A 15,344-nucleotide genomic window follows, 5' to 3' on the forward strand; every position below is an offset into this window, starting at 1 on the left:
GAGTTCCTGAGGAAGGGGGCTTTCTTGTGGCCAGTTCATCACTCTTGCGCCATATACTCCTAGAAGTTTGGCGACTGCCCCCGCCACAGGTGTAGGCTTTTTCTGTCGTCGGAGCAGGTGCTAGGGATCTAGCAGATGGCTAGGGTAAGGCGAGGGTGGGGGCTGTTGGTGGCTGGCTTGCTCTGCTGCGTGCCAACAGAGGCAGTGCGGGCGGAGCCCCTTGCTTTCCAGAGGCTGGGCTATGAGCGTTCGGTGCTGCTGCAGGGATCCAACCCGCGCCTGGATGTCACCGTCCCTGCGCCCATCAACGGCATCGACCCAGAAGCCAGCTTTGTGCAGTTGCGCCTAGAACCTTCGCCGGTGCTCAAGCCCACCTCTACCGTGCGGGTGCTGATTAACGAGGAGCTGGCGGGGATCTTTCTGGTGCAAGATCTGCGCCAGGAGCCGGTGGTGCGGGTGCCGATCCCTGACCTGCCCCCGGGTGAGCGCTTTATCACGGTGTCGGTGCAGCCGTTTTTGAGCATCAGCGACGACATCTGTGCCGACCTCAACACCGGCAACCTGCTGCTGAAGGTAGGGCGGGACAGTTTTTTTGAGCTGGTGCCCCGCGTGCCCGATGCTACGGTGGCCGGCTTTCTGCGCCTGATGTACCCCCAGCTCACGCTGGTGGTGCCCGCCAACCCCTCTCCTGAGGTGGCGGAAGCAGCGCTGGGCCTGTACAGCTTGCTGGCCCACCTCTTCCCTCAGACCCCCATCCTCTGGAGCAACCGTCCAGGGGAAGGGCCTCAAGTGATTCTGGAGCCGGCCAACTTTACCCCCCACCTGCAGCATCAAGTAACTCCAGAGGGATCCCGGCTGCGGGTGGCCGCCCGCCGCGAGGCCATTCTTGCCCTCTATGAAGAGTGGAAGCGGGCGGGGCTGGTGAGCCGCGGCATCCGGTTGGCGGCGGTGGCGGACTGGGAGCGGGCTCTCAAGGCCAACCGCCTCAGCTTGCGGGAGTTGGGGATCGTGGATCCCCTGCTGCGGGGCTTTGGCAGCCAGTCTTTGGTTTTCAACTTCAACCTGGCGCAGTTGGGGGGGCGCCCGCGGGATCTGGCGGCCCAACTGGATGTGATCATGAACCCGGTGGATGGTCGGGCCGGGGATCGCCTGACGGGCTATGTGTTCTTGAACGGCGTTCTGCTGCGCACCTACAACCTCACTGGTCGCAGCCAGCTCAACGAGACCGTGACCCTGCCCCCCCGCCTGCTGCGCCGCTTCAACCAACTGGAGCTGCGCTTTGATTACGGGGCCAGCCCCGGCAATTGCCAGGGATCCCTGACGCCGCTGACGGTTCAGGTGCGCTCGGATAGCTCCGGCTTTCTCTGGAGCGGCTACCAAGCCCCCAGTGGCGAGCTGCAGGAGATCCCGGCGGTGCTGCAGGGATCCGGACGGGTTTGGCTGGGGGATCCCCAACGGCTGCCGGCTGCCGCCTACCTGGTGGGGGCCTTGAGCCGGCTGGCCGCCCAACCGCTCCTGCCCACCCTTCAGTTTCTGCCCCAGGAAAAGACCCAGTTGGAAACAGGCGACTTCGCCTGGCAGATCCTTGTCGCTGCCCCGGAGCAGGTGGAGCTCCCTTACAGCCCCATCCGGCTGGGATCCCAGTTCGAGATCCTCAACCCCTTGAACCAGCAGGTGGCCCTGGCCGCCCAACCTCAGGAAAACCTCGGCCTCTTGCAGTACTTTTTGCTCCAAGGCAGGCCTACCCTCTGGCTATCCTGGTGGGGACCTGATCCGGCCTTGGCAGAACGCCTCAGCCGCGGCCTTGCCGATCCACGCACCCGCCTGGCCAACCAACTGCAGGGAAATGTGCTCACCGCCTACGCCGCCACCCCCGCCCTCACCCAGGTGCAGAGCTGGGATCTCACCCCCCAAGGCTACCGGGTGCGCTACCCAGGCCGCTTCAGTTGGCAGCTTTTGGTGTGGCAGTACCGCTATTGGCTGGTGCTGCTGCTGGCTATTCTATTGGCAGTAGGAGCCTGGAATGTCTATCGCCGCTTGGCCCGCCGCCCCGAGTCGCCCATCCCTTCCTAGGGGGGGCTAGGCATGGGCTTGCGGTTGAGCCAGACTTGAGCCAAACCGCAGGTTTTAGGCCATGCTCCAGTCCCTTAAGTCCTCGCTTTTGCGCGCGGGCTATCTCACCCGCCAGCAACTGGCGGCAGCGGAGGAGTACCGGGAAGAGGTGGGCTGCTCCTTGCCCAGGGCTTTTTGGAGCTTGCGGGTCATGCATCCCGGCAAGTTTGCCGAGCTGTGTCGCCAGATTTTGGATCGGCCCAAGCTGCGGGACTGGCTGCTCAAGCAGCCTTTAGATCCAGAGCTACCTTGGCTAGTGGAACCCAGCGATCTCCTGCCAGTGCGCTTTTTGCCCTGTGGCTGGCTCAACCCGCAAACCGTTGTGGTGGCCACGGAAGAGCCCGGCTATCCCGGCGTCTGGCAGGCGGTGAAACGCCTTTGCCCAGAGGCCGAAAAGCTGTGGGAGATCCCGGCCACCGAAAAGCAGATCTTGACAGTTATCCTCGAGCGCAAGCTGGCTGCTGAGCTGCTGGGTAGCCGCCTCACCCTGGAGCAGTGGCAGCAGGCTCTGGAGATCCGCCGCCGCACCGGATCTAGCCTGGGGCAGGTGCTGACCCGGCTGAGCTACCTCTCCACCCCGGAGTATCTCAGCATTCTGGCCCATTTGCTGGGCTACCCTTCCGTCTCGGAGCTGATGGGAACAGGGCTGCTCTACCGGGACGAGAGCCTGAGCCGCCAGTTCGATCCGGAGCTGATGATGCACCACCTCTTCTACCCCCTGAGCTGGACGGACGAGCACACCCTCACCGTGATGGTCAACGACCCCCTGGACTGGGCGGTGGACGAGCTGCTCTACAGTTGGCGGCCAGGGTTGCGGATAGAAAAGGTGCTGGGCACCGAGCAGGATATCACCCAGCTCCTCAGCCAAGATCAGGGATCCCGCTTTAGCCAAGAGGCGGTGTACAAGCTGCTGGCCCGCCTGCCGGAGGAATCGGCCTCGCGGGTGTTTACCCCCTCGCAAATTGCCGTCGGCTATGGCCTGCTGCTGCTGCTGCTGTGGAGCTTGGCCAGCGCCCCCTGGACAACCCTGACGATCTTGGTACTTTTGATTAACCTCTTTTACATTGCTTCGATTCTCTTCAAACTGCTGCTTAGCTTGGTGGGATCCGCCGATCGCTTCCACCAGATTACCGACGAAGAAGTGGCCGCCCTCGATGACCGCAGCTTGCCCATCTACACCATCCTGGTGCCGGTCTACAAAGAGCCGGAGGTGATGCCGATTCTCATCAACTCCCTCTCCAAGCTGGACTACCCCCACGAGCGCTTGGACGTGCTGATCCTGTTGGAAGAAAACGACCAGGCCACCATCGAGGCCGCCCGCGCCGCCAAGCCGCCCCGCTACGTGCGCCTGTTGATCGTGCCGGATAGCAAGCCCAAGACCAAGCCCAAAGCCTGCAACTACGGCCTGGCCTTTGCCCGCGGCGAATACCTCACCATCTACGATGCCGAAGACATCCCCGATCCGGATCAACTGAAAAAAGCCATCATTGCCTTCAAAAAAGGGGATCCCAGCTTGGTCTGCGTTCAAGCGGCCCTCAACTATTTTAACCGCAACGAGAACTTTCTTACCCGCATGTTTACTCTGGAGTATTCCTATTGGTTTGATTACCTGCTGCCGGGCCTGGAAACCTTGAAAATGCCCATTCCTCTGGGGGGCACCAGCAACCACTTCCGCACCGACCGCCTGCGGGAATTGCAGGGATGGGATCCCTTTAACGTCACCGAAGATGCTGATCTGGGCATTCGCGCCAGCCAGCACGGCTATACGGTGGGGGTGATCAACTCCACCACCTACGAAGAGGCCAACTGCGCCCTCAAAAACTGGATCCGGCAGCGCTCCCGCTGGATCAAAGGCTATATGCAGACCTGGCTGGTGCACAACCGCAACCCGCTGCGCTCTTTGCGCAAGCTGGGCCTCAAGAACTGGCTGGCCTACCAATTTTTTATCGGCGGCAGCTTCTTCACCTTCCTCACCAGCCCCATCATGTGGCTGCTGTTTTTCTACTGGCTGCTCACCCGCGCCCATTGGCTGCAAAACATCTTTCCCAGTTGGCTAATTTACTTGGGCTTGTTTAACCTCTTGGTGGGCAATGCCATTGGGATCTACTTGAACTTGGTGGCCGTTTTTCGGCGGGGCTACTACGACTTGGCCTTCTATGCTCTTCTCAACCCCATTTACTGGCAACTGCACTCCATTGCAGCCTACATGGCCCTGTGGCAGCTTTTTACCAAGCCCTTCTACTGGGAAAAAACCATCCATGGCTTGAGCAAATTCACCCACGCCAAAGTGCAGGAAGCCAGCCACAAACCCGCCTAGGCAGCCCCCTTCATCCCTACAGCAGGCGGTACCTCCTTCCCCTCTTCCAAGAGGGAGAGGGGCTAGGGGCGAGGGAAGCGCTAGAAGCCGTAGTCAGAATCGACGACGACAGCACAGCCGCGTGGGTGGCGGCAGCCGGCCATGATCACCTGGACGGCGAAGCTGCCCTCATAGGGAGCCTGGACGATGGGGAAATCGTCCAAGAGCGTATCTTCGGCTACCCACCGACCGTTGCGATCGTAAAGCACCAGATCCACGTCGTGGCAGTCGAGGTCGCACTCGGCCCAGATGTTCTCGCCTGGGTAGAAATAACCATTAACCCAGGTCGATTGCCCGTTCAGTAACCACAAGCTCCTTTGGGCCCACGCTTCACCACCACCCAGGATTGCAGCTGCGCCGATCATGCCCGCTGCCAGCCAACCCCGCAGAGCAACCATCGGATTTTCCTCCTTCCATGAAGTTTTCTTTGCCGCAACAGGGATCCCTGCCCTACCTACACGCTAGCATTAACGTTTTCGCTCCCTGGCTGATTGCGATCACAGCCGGCATCTTCCTTACAAGTTGCAAAAAAGAGTTACAAAAAGGGATCCCAACTTGCGCAGGGATCCCTGAATTTCGATCAGAATGAGACTGAGAAAACCTGCCCAAAGCCCTTGATTGTTCTCACTGGGGCAGCACCAGTTCTCCGCGGCGCCCCAGGGGATCGGTGAGGACGCCGCCGGTGGGGCCCTTGATCTGAAGGGTGCAGCGGCTGCTGGAGACTTCAATGAGGGTGTAGTTGGGCACCGCCAGCTCCAAAAAGCGCAGGTTGCCGGTTGTGACGCCAGGGATCCCGCTCACTTCTGGATTGGCAGGGTTCACAGGGGCGAGAAAGCCATTCACAATCCGGTAGTAGAGGCGGCTGGCGTTGGGGATCCCCAGTTGGCTGCCCAACTCGTCAATGCTCAAGGCGGTCACGCTGCGTCCGGTGGGGCCAGTCCACACCTCCCAGATGGGGTTGCTGCTGCCGGGGTTGACCTGGCCGATAAAGCCGGCGTGGTTGTTGCCGGTTAGGAACACCACGTTGCGGATGTTGTTGCGCTCAATAAAGTCGATCACCTCCTGCCGCTCCAGCCAGTAGCCCTCCCAGACGTCGTTGGAGCGGAAATAGGTCACCGTGATGGGAAACTCGCTGACGATGAACTTGTAGGTGGCGGTGGAGCTGCGCAGGCCGTTGAACAACCACTGCTTTTGGGGTTCTCCCAAAAGAATGCGCGGCGTGCGGCGCAGCAGGTTAAACAGCGCCTCTTCCGATCCCGGCGGGCCGAAGAACAGGGTCTCCTGCTGGGGCGTGAGGCGGATGCCGGCCAGTTCCAAAAAGCGCTGGCGGGTCAAGCCAGGGGGCAAAATGGGCAGGATCGGGGTCACAGCAGCCAAGTCGCGGTACTGGCGCAGGTCGAGGATAAAGACTTCAGCGTTGGCACCGTAGCGGAAGCTGCGAAACACCCGATCCCGGCTATCTACCCCCGGTACATCCGTCAAGGTGGGGGTGATGGGGTTGTACTCAAAAAAGGCCTGGTAGCCCAGCACCCTAAAATCTTCCACGTCGCGGGTTTGCCCGGTGGTGTCGTTGAGCTGGACGGCGCGGCCGCCGCGGGCCTTCTGGCCGCTGTAGTTGTCAATCACCTCGTGGTCATCCCAGTTAACGACAAAGGAAGTGCGACTGAACAACTGCGGGAACTCCGGCCCGGCATACTGGGGATCCCGCTGATCCCGATAGAGGCTGCGGTAAAACTCCAGCGTCGGTACCGGATCCAGCCCCAGCCAGAAGCGATCCGCATAAACGGTGTCGCCGTTGAAGGCGATGAAATCAATATCGCCGCGGTTAACCTCGGCCAACAGGGCCGCCCCAATGGGGAAAGGAGGCTCATTGGCGCAGCTAATGTGCAAGAAGCGGATGGGCCGCCCATCGCCCGGAGCCGGCAGGGTGCGGAACTGGCCCACAGGGCTGGTAAACCCCTCACTGACAAAGCGGTAGAAATAGCGCTGCGCCGGCCTCAGGCCGGTAACAACGGCGCGGGCAATGTAGTCGCCCGGCTCGGTGCGGTAGTTGCGACCGGCCACGCGGCGGGCAGTCAGCGCAACCTGCTGCAGAATGGGGTTGAACTCGGCATTTTCCGCCACCTGCAGCGTCACAGGCACCGTATCCACGCTGCTGGCCGGCACCACCCGCGTGGAAAGCACCGCCCCCTCAGAGGTGGGATCCCCGGCAAACACCCCCTGGGGAAATCCTGGCTCTCCCAGCGGCGGTATAGAAGAACTGGAGGTGCCCCCACAGGCGGCCAGGGCGGCTGCCCCACCGCCAAACATCAGCAACTGCAGGAAAAAGCGACGGGAACGCAGGGAACTCATACAGCTAACCTCAGCGACGCCGGCAAATGTAAAGGGATCCGCAACAATGGCCAATTGCCCCTAGTCAAGCACTTCTGCGCCCAAACTGAGGTTGTGGGCCGGTGAAAACTGGGTTAGCTTCTGTTTAAGAACGCCAGACCTGAGGCTTGGGTTCTCCGCGGCCTTTTCATAGCCCTTCCTGCGAAGGCTAAAATTCCATTAAGGTTTTTTGCTTTTTGGCTTTGTTTTCGGTTTTGCGTTCTAGAACCTCTTGTTGACCCAAGGAGGGATCGTCGTGGCTACGGAGACTCTGGTTAAGCCTTCTGTAACCCCGAAGCATATGCCCATGTACCGGGTGTTGCTGCACAACGACGATGTCAACACCATGGAGTACGTGGTGCAGGTGCTGGTGAAGGTCATTCCATCGATGATGCCGCCGCAAGCCACCGAGATCATGTTGGAAGCCCACAACAACGGCGTTGCTGTGGTCATCGTGGTGCCGCGGGAGCACGCGGAGTTTTACTGCGAGCAGTTGCGCCGGCACGGCCTCACCAGCTCGATCGAGCCGGAACGCTAGTTAGGAGCGGTTTGGGTGGGCCTGCCGACTGCTGAGCTGATTGGCAAACTCAAGGCCTTTCCCTTGCCGCTGCGGCTGTTGCTGTTTTTGGGGATCCCCCTTTTGGCCTGGCTACCGTGGGTCGGCCTGGGGGGATTTTTCTTTGGCCGAGAGTACCTCTGGCTGCCGCTGTATGTCCTCCTGCTCCTTTGGCTGGGGCTGTGGGGATCTGGGTTTGCCGCCTATGGCCTGGACAAGAGTTGGGCCTGCCGAGCTGGGATCCTCTGGGGCCTGGGGATGGGTGTGGGCGGGCTTTTTCTGCTCTTTGGCCTGGAGGGGGCCCTGGGCTGGCTGAGCTGGCGGCCGGTGGAAGGGGGATCCCTGCTGGGCTATGGCTTGCTGGGGCTAGGGGTGGGCCTGGCGGTGGCTCTAGCAGAAGAGCTGTTGTTCCGCGGCTGGCTGCTGCAGGAGATGGCCTTGGACTACGGCTGGACAAGCGCTCTGTGGGGATCCAGCCTTCTCTTTGCTTTGGCCCACTTTTTGAAGCCGCCAGCAGAGATCCTCGCCACCTGGCCCCAGTTTCCGGGGCTGTGGCTGATGGGCCTGCTGCTGGCCCAGGCAAAGGTGTGGAACCAAAACAAGCTAGGACTCAGCCTGGGGCTGCACGCCGGCTGGGTGTGGGGCATCACCTGGGTTAACAACTTGGCTTGGATCGAGTACACCGGCAGGGCGCCAGAGTGGCTCACCGGCATCGGCGGTAACCCCCTAGCCGGGCTGATGGGCCTGCTCTTCCTGGGCGGCACCTTCCTTCTCCTTAAGGGGCTGTCTCAGGCTCGCTGGCTGCTGGCTGGGGAAGGCCCATAGGACTCTCCCCCCAAGGGCCGCTCTCATAGTAGGCGGCCAGCTTCTCCTGGTCGGGCTGAGTGAGCAAGCTCACCCCCACCAGCACCGCCGTGCCGACAACCACCGCCGGGATCACCGGCAGCCAGCCCCCCGTCCAGGCTTGGGGCAACAGGCCCGCCAGCCAGCCCAAGGTGAGACCGCTGGAAACCAAAGCTCCGGCTACGGCCCCGGCGCGGGTAGCCCGCTTCCAGTACAGGCCGGCAATCAAGAGGGGAAAGAGCATGGCGTTGCCCTGAAAGCTCCAGGTGGCAATCTGGGTAATGAGCCCCGGTGGCCTGACGGCAATGGCAAAGGAGACCAACCCAATCCCCAACACCACCCAGCGGCCCAACAGCTCCTCCTGGTGCGGAGAAAGCTGGCGCTTGAGCAAGGTAACCACCAGATCCCGGGTAACCAGGGAGCTGGCTGTTAGCAGTTGCGAGTCCGCCGTAGACATCAAAGCCGCCAGCGCCGCTGTAATCACCACTGCTGCCACGCCGCTGGGCAGGGTCTGCAACATCAGCGGCATGATCTGATCCGGCTGCTGCAGGTCAGGAAAAGCCAGCCGACCCCAGACGCCAATGAGGGCTGCTGGGAAGAACACCAGTAGAATCAGCAGCGGCCAGACCACCATCAGGGTCTGAAAGGGACGGGCACTTTTGGCCATGTAGAAGCGCTGAAAAAATTGGGGAAAAAGGGGCGTGGCCATCAAAAACAGCAGTTGGTTGCCAAGCAGGGTCTGCCAGCTCCAGCGCCCCTGGGGGCCGGGCAAGCTCAGCCAGGGATCCAACTGGCTGCCGGCCTCTTGGCCCCAACTCAAGGCCACGGCCACAAAGGCCACTCCCATCCCCACAACCAAGATGATCCCCTGCACCACGTCCGTCCAGACCACCGCCTGGGAGCCGCCGAAGAGGACATAGCCCAGGATGACCAGCGCCACCCCCACCGCCAGGGGCCAGTAGGGGATCCCTTCCCCCAAAACGGCGGCCAGGGTGCGCGCCCCGCCGATGATCTGGATGCTGATGTAGGGGGCGGTAAACGTCAGGGCGCTTAGGCAATAGAGCAGGGCCAGGAGAGGGCTGTTGAAGCGGTGGCCAAAAAACTCCGAGGGGGTGATGAACCCAAAGTGGCGGGCCGCCAGCCACACCCGGTAGCCCACCCAAAAAAACAGCCCTGAGATCAGCGCCGTGGTGACCCCCACGGCCAAAAAAATCCCCAGGCCGTGGGTGTAGGCATCCGCCGGCACCCCGAGGAAGGTAAAGGCGCTGAGCAGCGTCGCCAGCGTGGTCAAGGTCAAGGCCAGGGATCCCAGCCCCCGCCCTGCCAGGAAATAGCTGACCGGATCCTGGCCGCTGCGGCGGTAGCTCCACCAACCAATGGCCGCCAGCAGCAGCAAGTACACCCCCACCACACCCAAACTCAAAACCGTGTCACTCATCTCCAGCCCTGGGCCAGCAAGTTCGCACAAAGTAGAAGTTCAGGGGCACCAACAGCAGCACCGCCAACCCTGCTCCCCAGTACCAAGCCGGGATCCCCCATAACTGCGGCTGGGCCGAGCGGGATCCCACCCAGGTCAACAGCCACAGCAGCGGATAGATCCCCCACACCCAAGCCTGGCGTCCTTGTCCAAACCGCAATGGCCTTGCCGCCTGAGAACCACCAGCAGGATCCAATCCTGCCATTTGCCTATCTCCTGCTTTTTTGCTGACCATTACTTAAGGTACTACAGCCACTGTTGGGGGGAGCTGAACTTGTCTTTCTCCATTTCCGATCCTGCCGGCAAAAGGGAAGCTGGGGGCGAACGAGAGCGGCCCTACTGGCTGGCTTGGGCGCGGATTAGAGGGATCGGCCCCCATCGCCTCAAGCGGCTGGCAGAGTTCTTTGGATCCTTGGAACGGGCCTGGCAGGCGGATGTTCCGGCCCTGCTGCAGGTAGAGGGCATTGGCCCCACCCTGGCAGAAACGATTGCCTCTGCCCGTCCTGGCCTCGACCCTGGGGAGATCCTGGAGCAAACCCAGAAGCCCGGGATCCCCTTCCTAACCCCTGCGGATCCCGGCTATCCGCCCTTGTTGTGGGAGCTGCCGGATCCACCGCCCCTTCTCTACGTCTTAGGCGAGTGCCCCGACTGGCAGCAGCCGGCCATCGCTATTGTCGGCACCCGCGCCCCCACCTCCTACGGTCAGCAGTGGACCCAGAAAGTCAGCGCCGCCCTGGCGGAAGCCGGCTGTGTGGTGGTGTCGGGACTGGCCACCGGGATCGACAGCATTGCCCACCAGGCCTGCCTGGAGGCAGGCGGCAAGACGGTGGCCGTGGTGGGAACTGGGGTGGATCAGGTTTACCCCGCCCACCATCGCGCTCTCTACCGGCGCATCCTGGAACAAGGGGCCGTCCTCAGCGAATATCCCCCCGGCACGCCGCCGGCCAAGGAGCACTTTCCCCAGCGCAACCGCATTATCGCCGGCCTCTGCCGCGCCACCCTGGTGATGGAGGCCCCAGAGCGCTCAGGGGCGCTGATTACCGCCCACCTGGCCAACCAATACGGGCGGGAGGTGTATGCCCTGCCGGGGAATATCGACACGGCAGCGGCCCGCGGCTGTCTGCACCTCATCCGCAGTGGTGCAGCGATGATCCTGGGGATCGAGGAGCTGCTCCAAGAGCTGGGCTTAGTTCAGGGATCCCCTCTCCCAGACCAACCCTTGTCCGCCGGCCCCAGGGATCCGCAGCAGCAGCTTCTCTGGCAGCTCCTGGGCAACGACATCCTCAGCCTCGATGCCCTGGCTCAGGCCACCCAGATGGACATTGCCACCCTCTCCAGCACCCTGCTGCTTATGGAACTGGAGGGCTGGCTGGTGCAACTGCCGGGGATGCGCTACCAGCGGGCTCGCTGAGGTTGGATCCCTGCACCGCTTCCCCGATGGGAGCCCGGCATGTGGGATCCTCGTGGCGAGGGTTGTTGACATGGGTGCTGACGGGGTAGGCGGCCATGGCCTCTGCCGGGTAGGGGCGAAGCAAGGGCAGGAGCCGCGCCGGATCCCGCACCTGCGGATCCAGCCAGAGGTCGTAATCGTCTTCTAGCAAAATGGCCGGCATCCGCTCGTGGAAAAGCCCCATTAGCCGATTGGCTGGCGTGTTGAGGATGGCGCAAGTTTCTCTCTCCACCCCTTGTGGGCTGCGCCAGCGCTCCCAAATGCCGGCAAAGGCAAACACCGGTCGATCCAGCAGGTAAAACCAGTAGGGCTGTCGCTTGGCCGTGCCCTGGTCGGCCCACTCGTAGAAGCCATCTGCCGGGATCAGGCAGCGGCGGCGGCAAAAGGCCTGGCGGAAAGAGGGTTTCTCGGCCACGGTCTCGGCGCGGGCATTGATCCACCCGGCCTTGGGAGTGCGGCTCCAACTGGGGATCAAGCCCCAGCGGAACTGAGTGGCCTGGCGCTGAAGGGATCCCGCCACCACCGCCAGCACTGGCTGAGCAGGGGCAATGTTGTAGCGGGGCTGGAGCGCCGCCACTGCCCCCCTCTCGAGTTGAAAATGCTGCTGCAGCCGTTCGGGAGCAACCGCCAGGCTAAACCGTCCGCACATCCGGGATCCCTCAAACCTGGGTGGAAATGCCCAGCAACTGCAGGATCCCCCGCAGCGGGATCTCCACCCACAAGGACTCCGTCCCGCTGACGTGAACAGGGCGGTGGTTGAGCTCGTAGCCCAGCTCGTAGATGGCCTTCTCCAGCAGATAGGCCTCTAGCAGCACTTCCAGCTCCTGCGGGCTGCGGGGCAGAAAAGCCCCTTGGGAAGCCACCTGGAGATACTCGGCCAAGAAAGCAGCACAAACCCAGCGGTGCCAAAACTGGGCCCAGCGCATCATGTCGGGGCACTTGTCCCCGCAGACCAGGCCGCTTTCCAGTTGCTGGCGCAAGCCGGTGTGAACGGCGTAGTGGAAAGAGCGCAGCATCCCTGCCACATCCCGCAGGGGGCAGCGTTTGAGGCGGCGTTCTCCCAGGGAGCGGGCCGGCTCCCCTTCAAAGTCGATGATGACAAAGTCCTTGCCGGTAAACAGCACCTGGCCCAAGTGGTAATCCCCATGGCAGCGAGTGCGCAAAGCCGTGATCTTCCGCTCCAGGATGAGGCGGAAGCGGCTCATGATCTCCCCTTCTTGGTCGCGAACAGCCCGGGCCAACTTGGCCTCCACCTCCGGCAGCTTGGGGATCTGCTTGTTCAGCAGCGGAAACACCTGCCCCACCAAATTGCGCATGGATTGATAGATGGAGCGCTGGTAAAGACTGGAGAAGGGCTCGGGGGCAAAGTCTTTATTTTCCGTCTCAGCAGCCAGAGCAAGGTGCAGCTCGGCGGTGCGCTTGGCCAAGATCCGCACCGACTCCAGGTAGCTGCCAATGGTGGCGTAGGCCAGCTCCGGCAGGGGAAGTTGTGCAAGTTCCAGGAAGGATCCCTGCGGAACGGGCACGGGATCCACCTCTAGGTAGTGAACCAGCACCGTCTCGAAAAACTGCCCCAGGCTGTCCAGCGTGTAGTGCCAGGCATCCCCCTCGTTGGGGATGTACTCCTGCAAAATGGCCAACGTGATGGGCTGATCGCTGGGATCAAAGCCCCGCGCCCCACGGCGGCGGCGATATTCCAGGGATCCCAACAGCCGCGGCACCCGCACCTGGGGATGGTGCTCCAGCAGGTAGCGGCCGATCTCTAGCTCTGGATTCACCCCCTCGGCCACCTTGCGATAGAACTTGAGGATGTACTGATTGCCGTAGACCACCGAGGTGTTGCTCTGCTCCGCCTTGAGGATGCGGGGTTCAAGGCCGAGGTCGTACTCAAAGGGAGCAAAGGTGGTGGCCCACAGCTCCCCTGAGGAGTGGCGCAGGCGGCCCTGCTGGGCGATGATCTGCAGCGGCAACGACAAAAAGGTTTTATCGGCCAGCGCGTCGAAAAGCACGCCCGGCGGATCCCCGGCCACCTGCACAGGGAGGATGACTGCCTGGGGTGTCTCTACGCGCAGGTGCAGGGCCGCCTCTTGGGTGGTGTAGCCCACGGGGAGAGAGTAGAGTTCTGCTTCCCCCTCGGTAAACTCGACTTGCAAGAGCAAAATCTGGCCCCGAAAGGGGGGATCCCCTTCCCGATTACAAGGAATGGCATCCAAGATCTGGGCCGACTGAATTTGGCGGGCTTTGGAGCCGAACCAACGGCAGCGGTAGAGGTAGTCGCCCAAGACCGCCTCCAGCCGCTCTTGGCTTTCCCCTTGAAAGAGGCTTTCCCACGTGGGGGCGATCAGGGTGGGCAGGCGATCCGGCTCTTCCGGTTTGCTGTGACTGGGGTGGATCCGCTCCGTTGGTCGCTGTGGCTCGAGGGAAAACCAGTAGAAGGAGTGGGGGCCCAGGGTCAGGAAATAGGGCAGTTGACCGATGGGAGGAAACGGCGTGCGCCCGAAGATCTCTACCGGGATCAGCCCCTCCCAGTGGGCTAAGTCCAGCTCCACAAACTGCGCGTAGCGGGAGAGGTTGGCCACCACCAGGATGCGCTCGTCGCCGTAGGCTCGCATAAAGGCCAGCACCTTGCGGTTTTCCGGGTGCAGCAGCTCAAAAGAGCCGCGGCCAAAAGCTTGGAAGCGCTTGCGCACCGCAATCATCCGTTTCATCGTCCACCACAGGGAATAGGGGTTGTTCCGCTGCGCTTCCACGTTGACGGTTTCGTAGTGGTACTCGGCATCGATGACGATGGGCAGGTAGAGCTTCTGCGGGTTGGCGCGAGAAAAGCCGGCGTTGCGGTCGGCGCTCCACTGCATCGGCGTGCGCACGCTGTTGCGATCCCCCAGGTAGATGTTGTCCCCCATGCCGATTTCGTCGCCGTAGTAGATCACCGGCGTGCCGGGCAGAGAAAACAGCAGGCTGTTCATCAGCTCGATGCGGCGGCGGCTGTTGCCCAGCAGCGGGGCCAGGCGGCGACGGATGCCCAGGTTGACCCGCGCGTTGGGATCCTTGGCGTAGACCTGGTACATGTAGTCCCGCTCTTCGTCGGTGACCATCTCCAGGGTGAGCTCGTCGTGGTTGCGCAAGAAAATAGCCCACTGGCAGGTTTCGGGGATGGGGGGAGTCTGCTGCAGGATGTCGATGATGGGGAAGCGATCCTCCATCTGGATGGCCATAAAGAGCCGTGGCATCAGGGGGAAGTGGAAGTCCATGTGGCACTCATCTCCGTCGCCGAAGTAGGCCACAGCATCTTCCGGCCACTGGTTGGCCTCCGCCAGCAGCATACGGTTGGGATATCTTTCGTCAATGTATTTGCGTAGGGCCTTGAGGAAGGCGTGGGTTTCCGGCAGGTTCTCGCAGTTGGTGCCCTCCCGCTCGTACAGATAGGGCACCGCGTCCAACCGCAGGCCGTCCACCCCCATGCTCAGCCAAAAGTCCACCACCTCGAAGATGGCCTTCTGCACGGCAGGGTTGTCGTAGTTGAGATCCGGCTGGTGGGAGTAGAAGCGATGCCAGTAGTAGGCCTTGGCCACCGGATCCCAGGCCCAGTTGGAAGTTTCAAAGTCTTGAAAGATGATGCGGGCCTCTTTGTACTTTTCGGGGGTATCGCTCCAAACGTAGAAATCCCGCTCAGGCGTGCCGGGGGCGGCGCGCCGAGCCCGCTGAAACCAGGGATGCTGATCGGAGGTGTGGTTGAGGATCAGCTCGATGATGACGCGGATCCCGCGTTGGTGGGCGGCATCTAGAAAGATTTTAAAGTCCTCTAGGGTGCCCAGGGTGGGGTTAACGTTGGTAAAATCAGAAACATCATAGCCATCATCCCGCAGGGGGGATGGGAAAAAGGGCAACAGCCAGATGGCCGTGATGCCGAGATCTTGCAGGTAGTCCAGCTTTTCCGTCAGGCCCTGGAAGTCGCCCACGCCATCGCCATCGCTATCGGCAAAGGCCCGCACCGGCACTTCGTAGATCACCGCGTCTTTGTACCAGAGAGGGCTGGGGGCCAAGCTGGAGCCAACAGAGCGAAGAGGAGTTCGGGTCATCATAGGGCGGCAACCAAAACCGAGGGGTCAACGTAAGGCGCGGGATTCCCCACCCGGGTGGGGAGGGATAGCGCCTCCTGACTGATTCTGGATATATCGCT

11 protein-coding genes are annotated in these 15,344 nt (G+C 62.0%); 5 read left to right on the forward strand and 6 right to left on the reverse strand.

What is annotated here, in order from left to right; all coding sequences use genetic code 11:
* Positions 1–135 precede the first annotated feature (135 nt).
* Both NW845_RS07595 and NW845_RS07600 read left to right on the forward strand, forming a co-directional pair.
* Positions 136–2,073, forward strand: a complete 1,938-nt coding sequence (locus tag NW845_RS07595; protein WP_414377912.1) for a cellulose biosynthesis cyclic di-GMP-binding regulatory protein BcsB — start codon at positions 136–138, stop codon at positions 2,071–2,073.
* 61 nt (positions 2,074–2,134) lie between these two features.
* Entirely contained in the window at positions 2,135–4,429 is a 2,295-nt protein-coding gene (locus tag NW845_RS07600; protein ID WP_414377914.1) for a glycosyltransferase family 2 protein, read from the forward strand.
* An 80-nt stretch (positions 4,430–4,509) separates the two neighbouring features.
* Here the strand turns inward: NW845_RS07600 and NW845_RS07605 are convergent, their stop codons facing one another.
* Both NW845_RS07605 and NW845_RS07610 read right to left on the reverse strand, forming a co-directional pair.
* Entirely contained in the window at positions 4,510–4,779 is a 270-nt protein-coding gene (locus NW845_RS07605; RefSeq protein WP_414364627.1) for a hypothetical protein, read from the reverse strand.
* A gap of 313 nt (positions 4,780–5,092) precedes the next feature.
* On the reverse strand, positions 5,093–6,820 hold the full coding sequence (locus NW845_RS07610) for an alkaline phosphatase D family protein (protein ID WP_414377917.1): 1,728 nt from the start codon (positions 6,818–6,820) through the stop codon (positions 5,093–5,095).
* 274 nt (positions 6,821–7,094) lie between these two features.
* Here NW845_RS07610 and clpS point away from each other — a divergent pair, with 274 nt between their 5' ends.
* The gene (gene clpS / locus NW845_RS07615; RefSeq protein WP_414349213.1) at positions 7,095–7,376 is read left to right on the forward strand and encodes an ATP-dependent Clp protease adapter ClpS; all 282 of its coding nucleotides are present in this window, start codon (positions 7,095–7,097) and stop codon (positions 7,374–7,376) included.
* Positions 7,377–7,391: 15 nt separating this feature from the next.
* Positions 7,392–8,219, forward strand: a complete 828-nt coding sequence (locus tag NW845_RS07620) for a lysostaphin resistance A-like protein (RefSeq protein ID WP_414377921.1) — start codon at positions 7,392–7,394, stop codon at positions 8,217–8,219.
* On the opposite strand, the gene NW845_RS07625 is transcribed toward NW845_RS07620, so the two are convergent.
* Positions 8,170–9,675: a sodium:solute symporter family protein gene (locus NW845_RS07625; RefSeq protein WP_414377923.1), complete on the reverse strand. Its 1,506-nt coding sequence runs from the start codon at positions 9,673–9,675 to the stop codon at positions 8,170–8,172. The genes NW845_RS07620 and NW845_RS07625 overlap by 50 nt on opposite strands.
* The gene (locus NW845_RS07630; RefSeq protein ID WP_414377925.1) at positions 9,668–9,919 is read right to left on the reverse strand and encodes a hypothetical protein; all 252 of its coding nucleotides are present in this window, start codon (positions 9,917–9,919) and stop codon (positions 9,668–9,670) included. The genes NW845_RS07625 and NW845_RS07630 overlap by 8 nt, the downstream gene beginning before the upstream one ends.
* A gap of 69 nt (positions 9,920–9,988) precedes the next feature.
* Here NW845_RS07630 and dprA point away from each other — a divergent pair, with 69 nt between their 5' ends.
* On the forward strand, positions 9,989–11,125 hold the full coding sequence (gene dprA, locus NW845_RS07635; RefSeq protein WP_414377927.1) for a DNA-processing protein DprA: 1,137 nt from the start codon (positions 9,989–9,991) through the stop codon (positions 11,123–11,125).
* Here the strand turns inward: dprA and NW845_RS07640 are convergent.
* Positions 11,064–11,813, reverse strand: a complete 750-nt coding sequence (locus NW845_RS07640; protein WP_414377929.1) for an SOS response-associated peptidase — start codon at positions 11,811–11,813, stop codon at positions 11,064–11,066. The genes dprA and NW845_RS07640 overlap by 62 nt on opposite strands.
* 10 nt (positions 11,814–11,823) lie before the next feature.
* Complete coding sequence (gene treS / locus NW845_RS07645; RefSeq protein ID WP_414377931.1) at positions 11,824–15,246, reverse strand: maltose alpha-D-glucosyltransferase; 3,423 nt, start codon at positions 15,244–15,246, stop codon at positions 11,824–11,826.
* Positions 15,247–15,344: the final 98 nt, after the last annotated feature.

Source organism: Synechococcus sp. H60.2 (assembly GCF_047462315.1).
Taxonomy (GTDB): domain Bacteria; phylum Cyanobacteriota; class Cyanobacteriia; order Thermostichales; family Thermostichaceae; genus Thermostichus.

What these genes read in the sequence shown, in the direction of transcription:
- NW845_RS07610 (WP_414377917.1), bottom strand. Translation starts at nt 6,820, where the DNA reads ATGAGTTCCCTGCGTTCCCGTCGCTTTTTCCTGCAGTTGCTGATGTTT.
- NW845_RS07640 (WP_414377929.1), bottom strand. Translation starts at nt 11,813, where the DNA reads ATGTGCGGACGGTTTAGCCTGGCGGTTGCTCCCGAACGGCTGCAGCAG.
- NW845_RS07630 (WP_414377925.1), bottom strand. Translation starts at nt 9,919, where the DNA reads ATGGCAGGATTGGATCCTGCTGGTGGTTCTCAGGCGGCAAGGCCATTG.
- NW845_RS07600 (WP_414377914.1), top strand. Translation starts at nt 2,135, where the DNA reads ATGCTCCAGTCCCTTAAGTCCTCGCTTTTGCGCGCGGGCTATCTCACC.
- NW845_RS07595 (WP_414377912.1), top strand. Translation starts at nt 136, where the DNA reads ATGGCTAGGGTAAGGCGAGGGTGGGGGCTGTTGGTGGCTGGCTTGCTC.
- NW845_RS07625 (WP_414377923.1), bottom strand. Translation starts at nt 9,675, where the DNA reads ATGAGTGACACGGTTTTGAGTTTGGGTGTGGTGGGGGTGTACTTGCTG.
- treS (WP_414377931.1), bottom strand. Translation starts at nt 15,246, where the DNA reads ATGATGACCCGAACTCCTCTTCGCTCTGTTGGCTCCAGCTTGGCCCCC.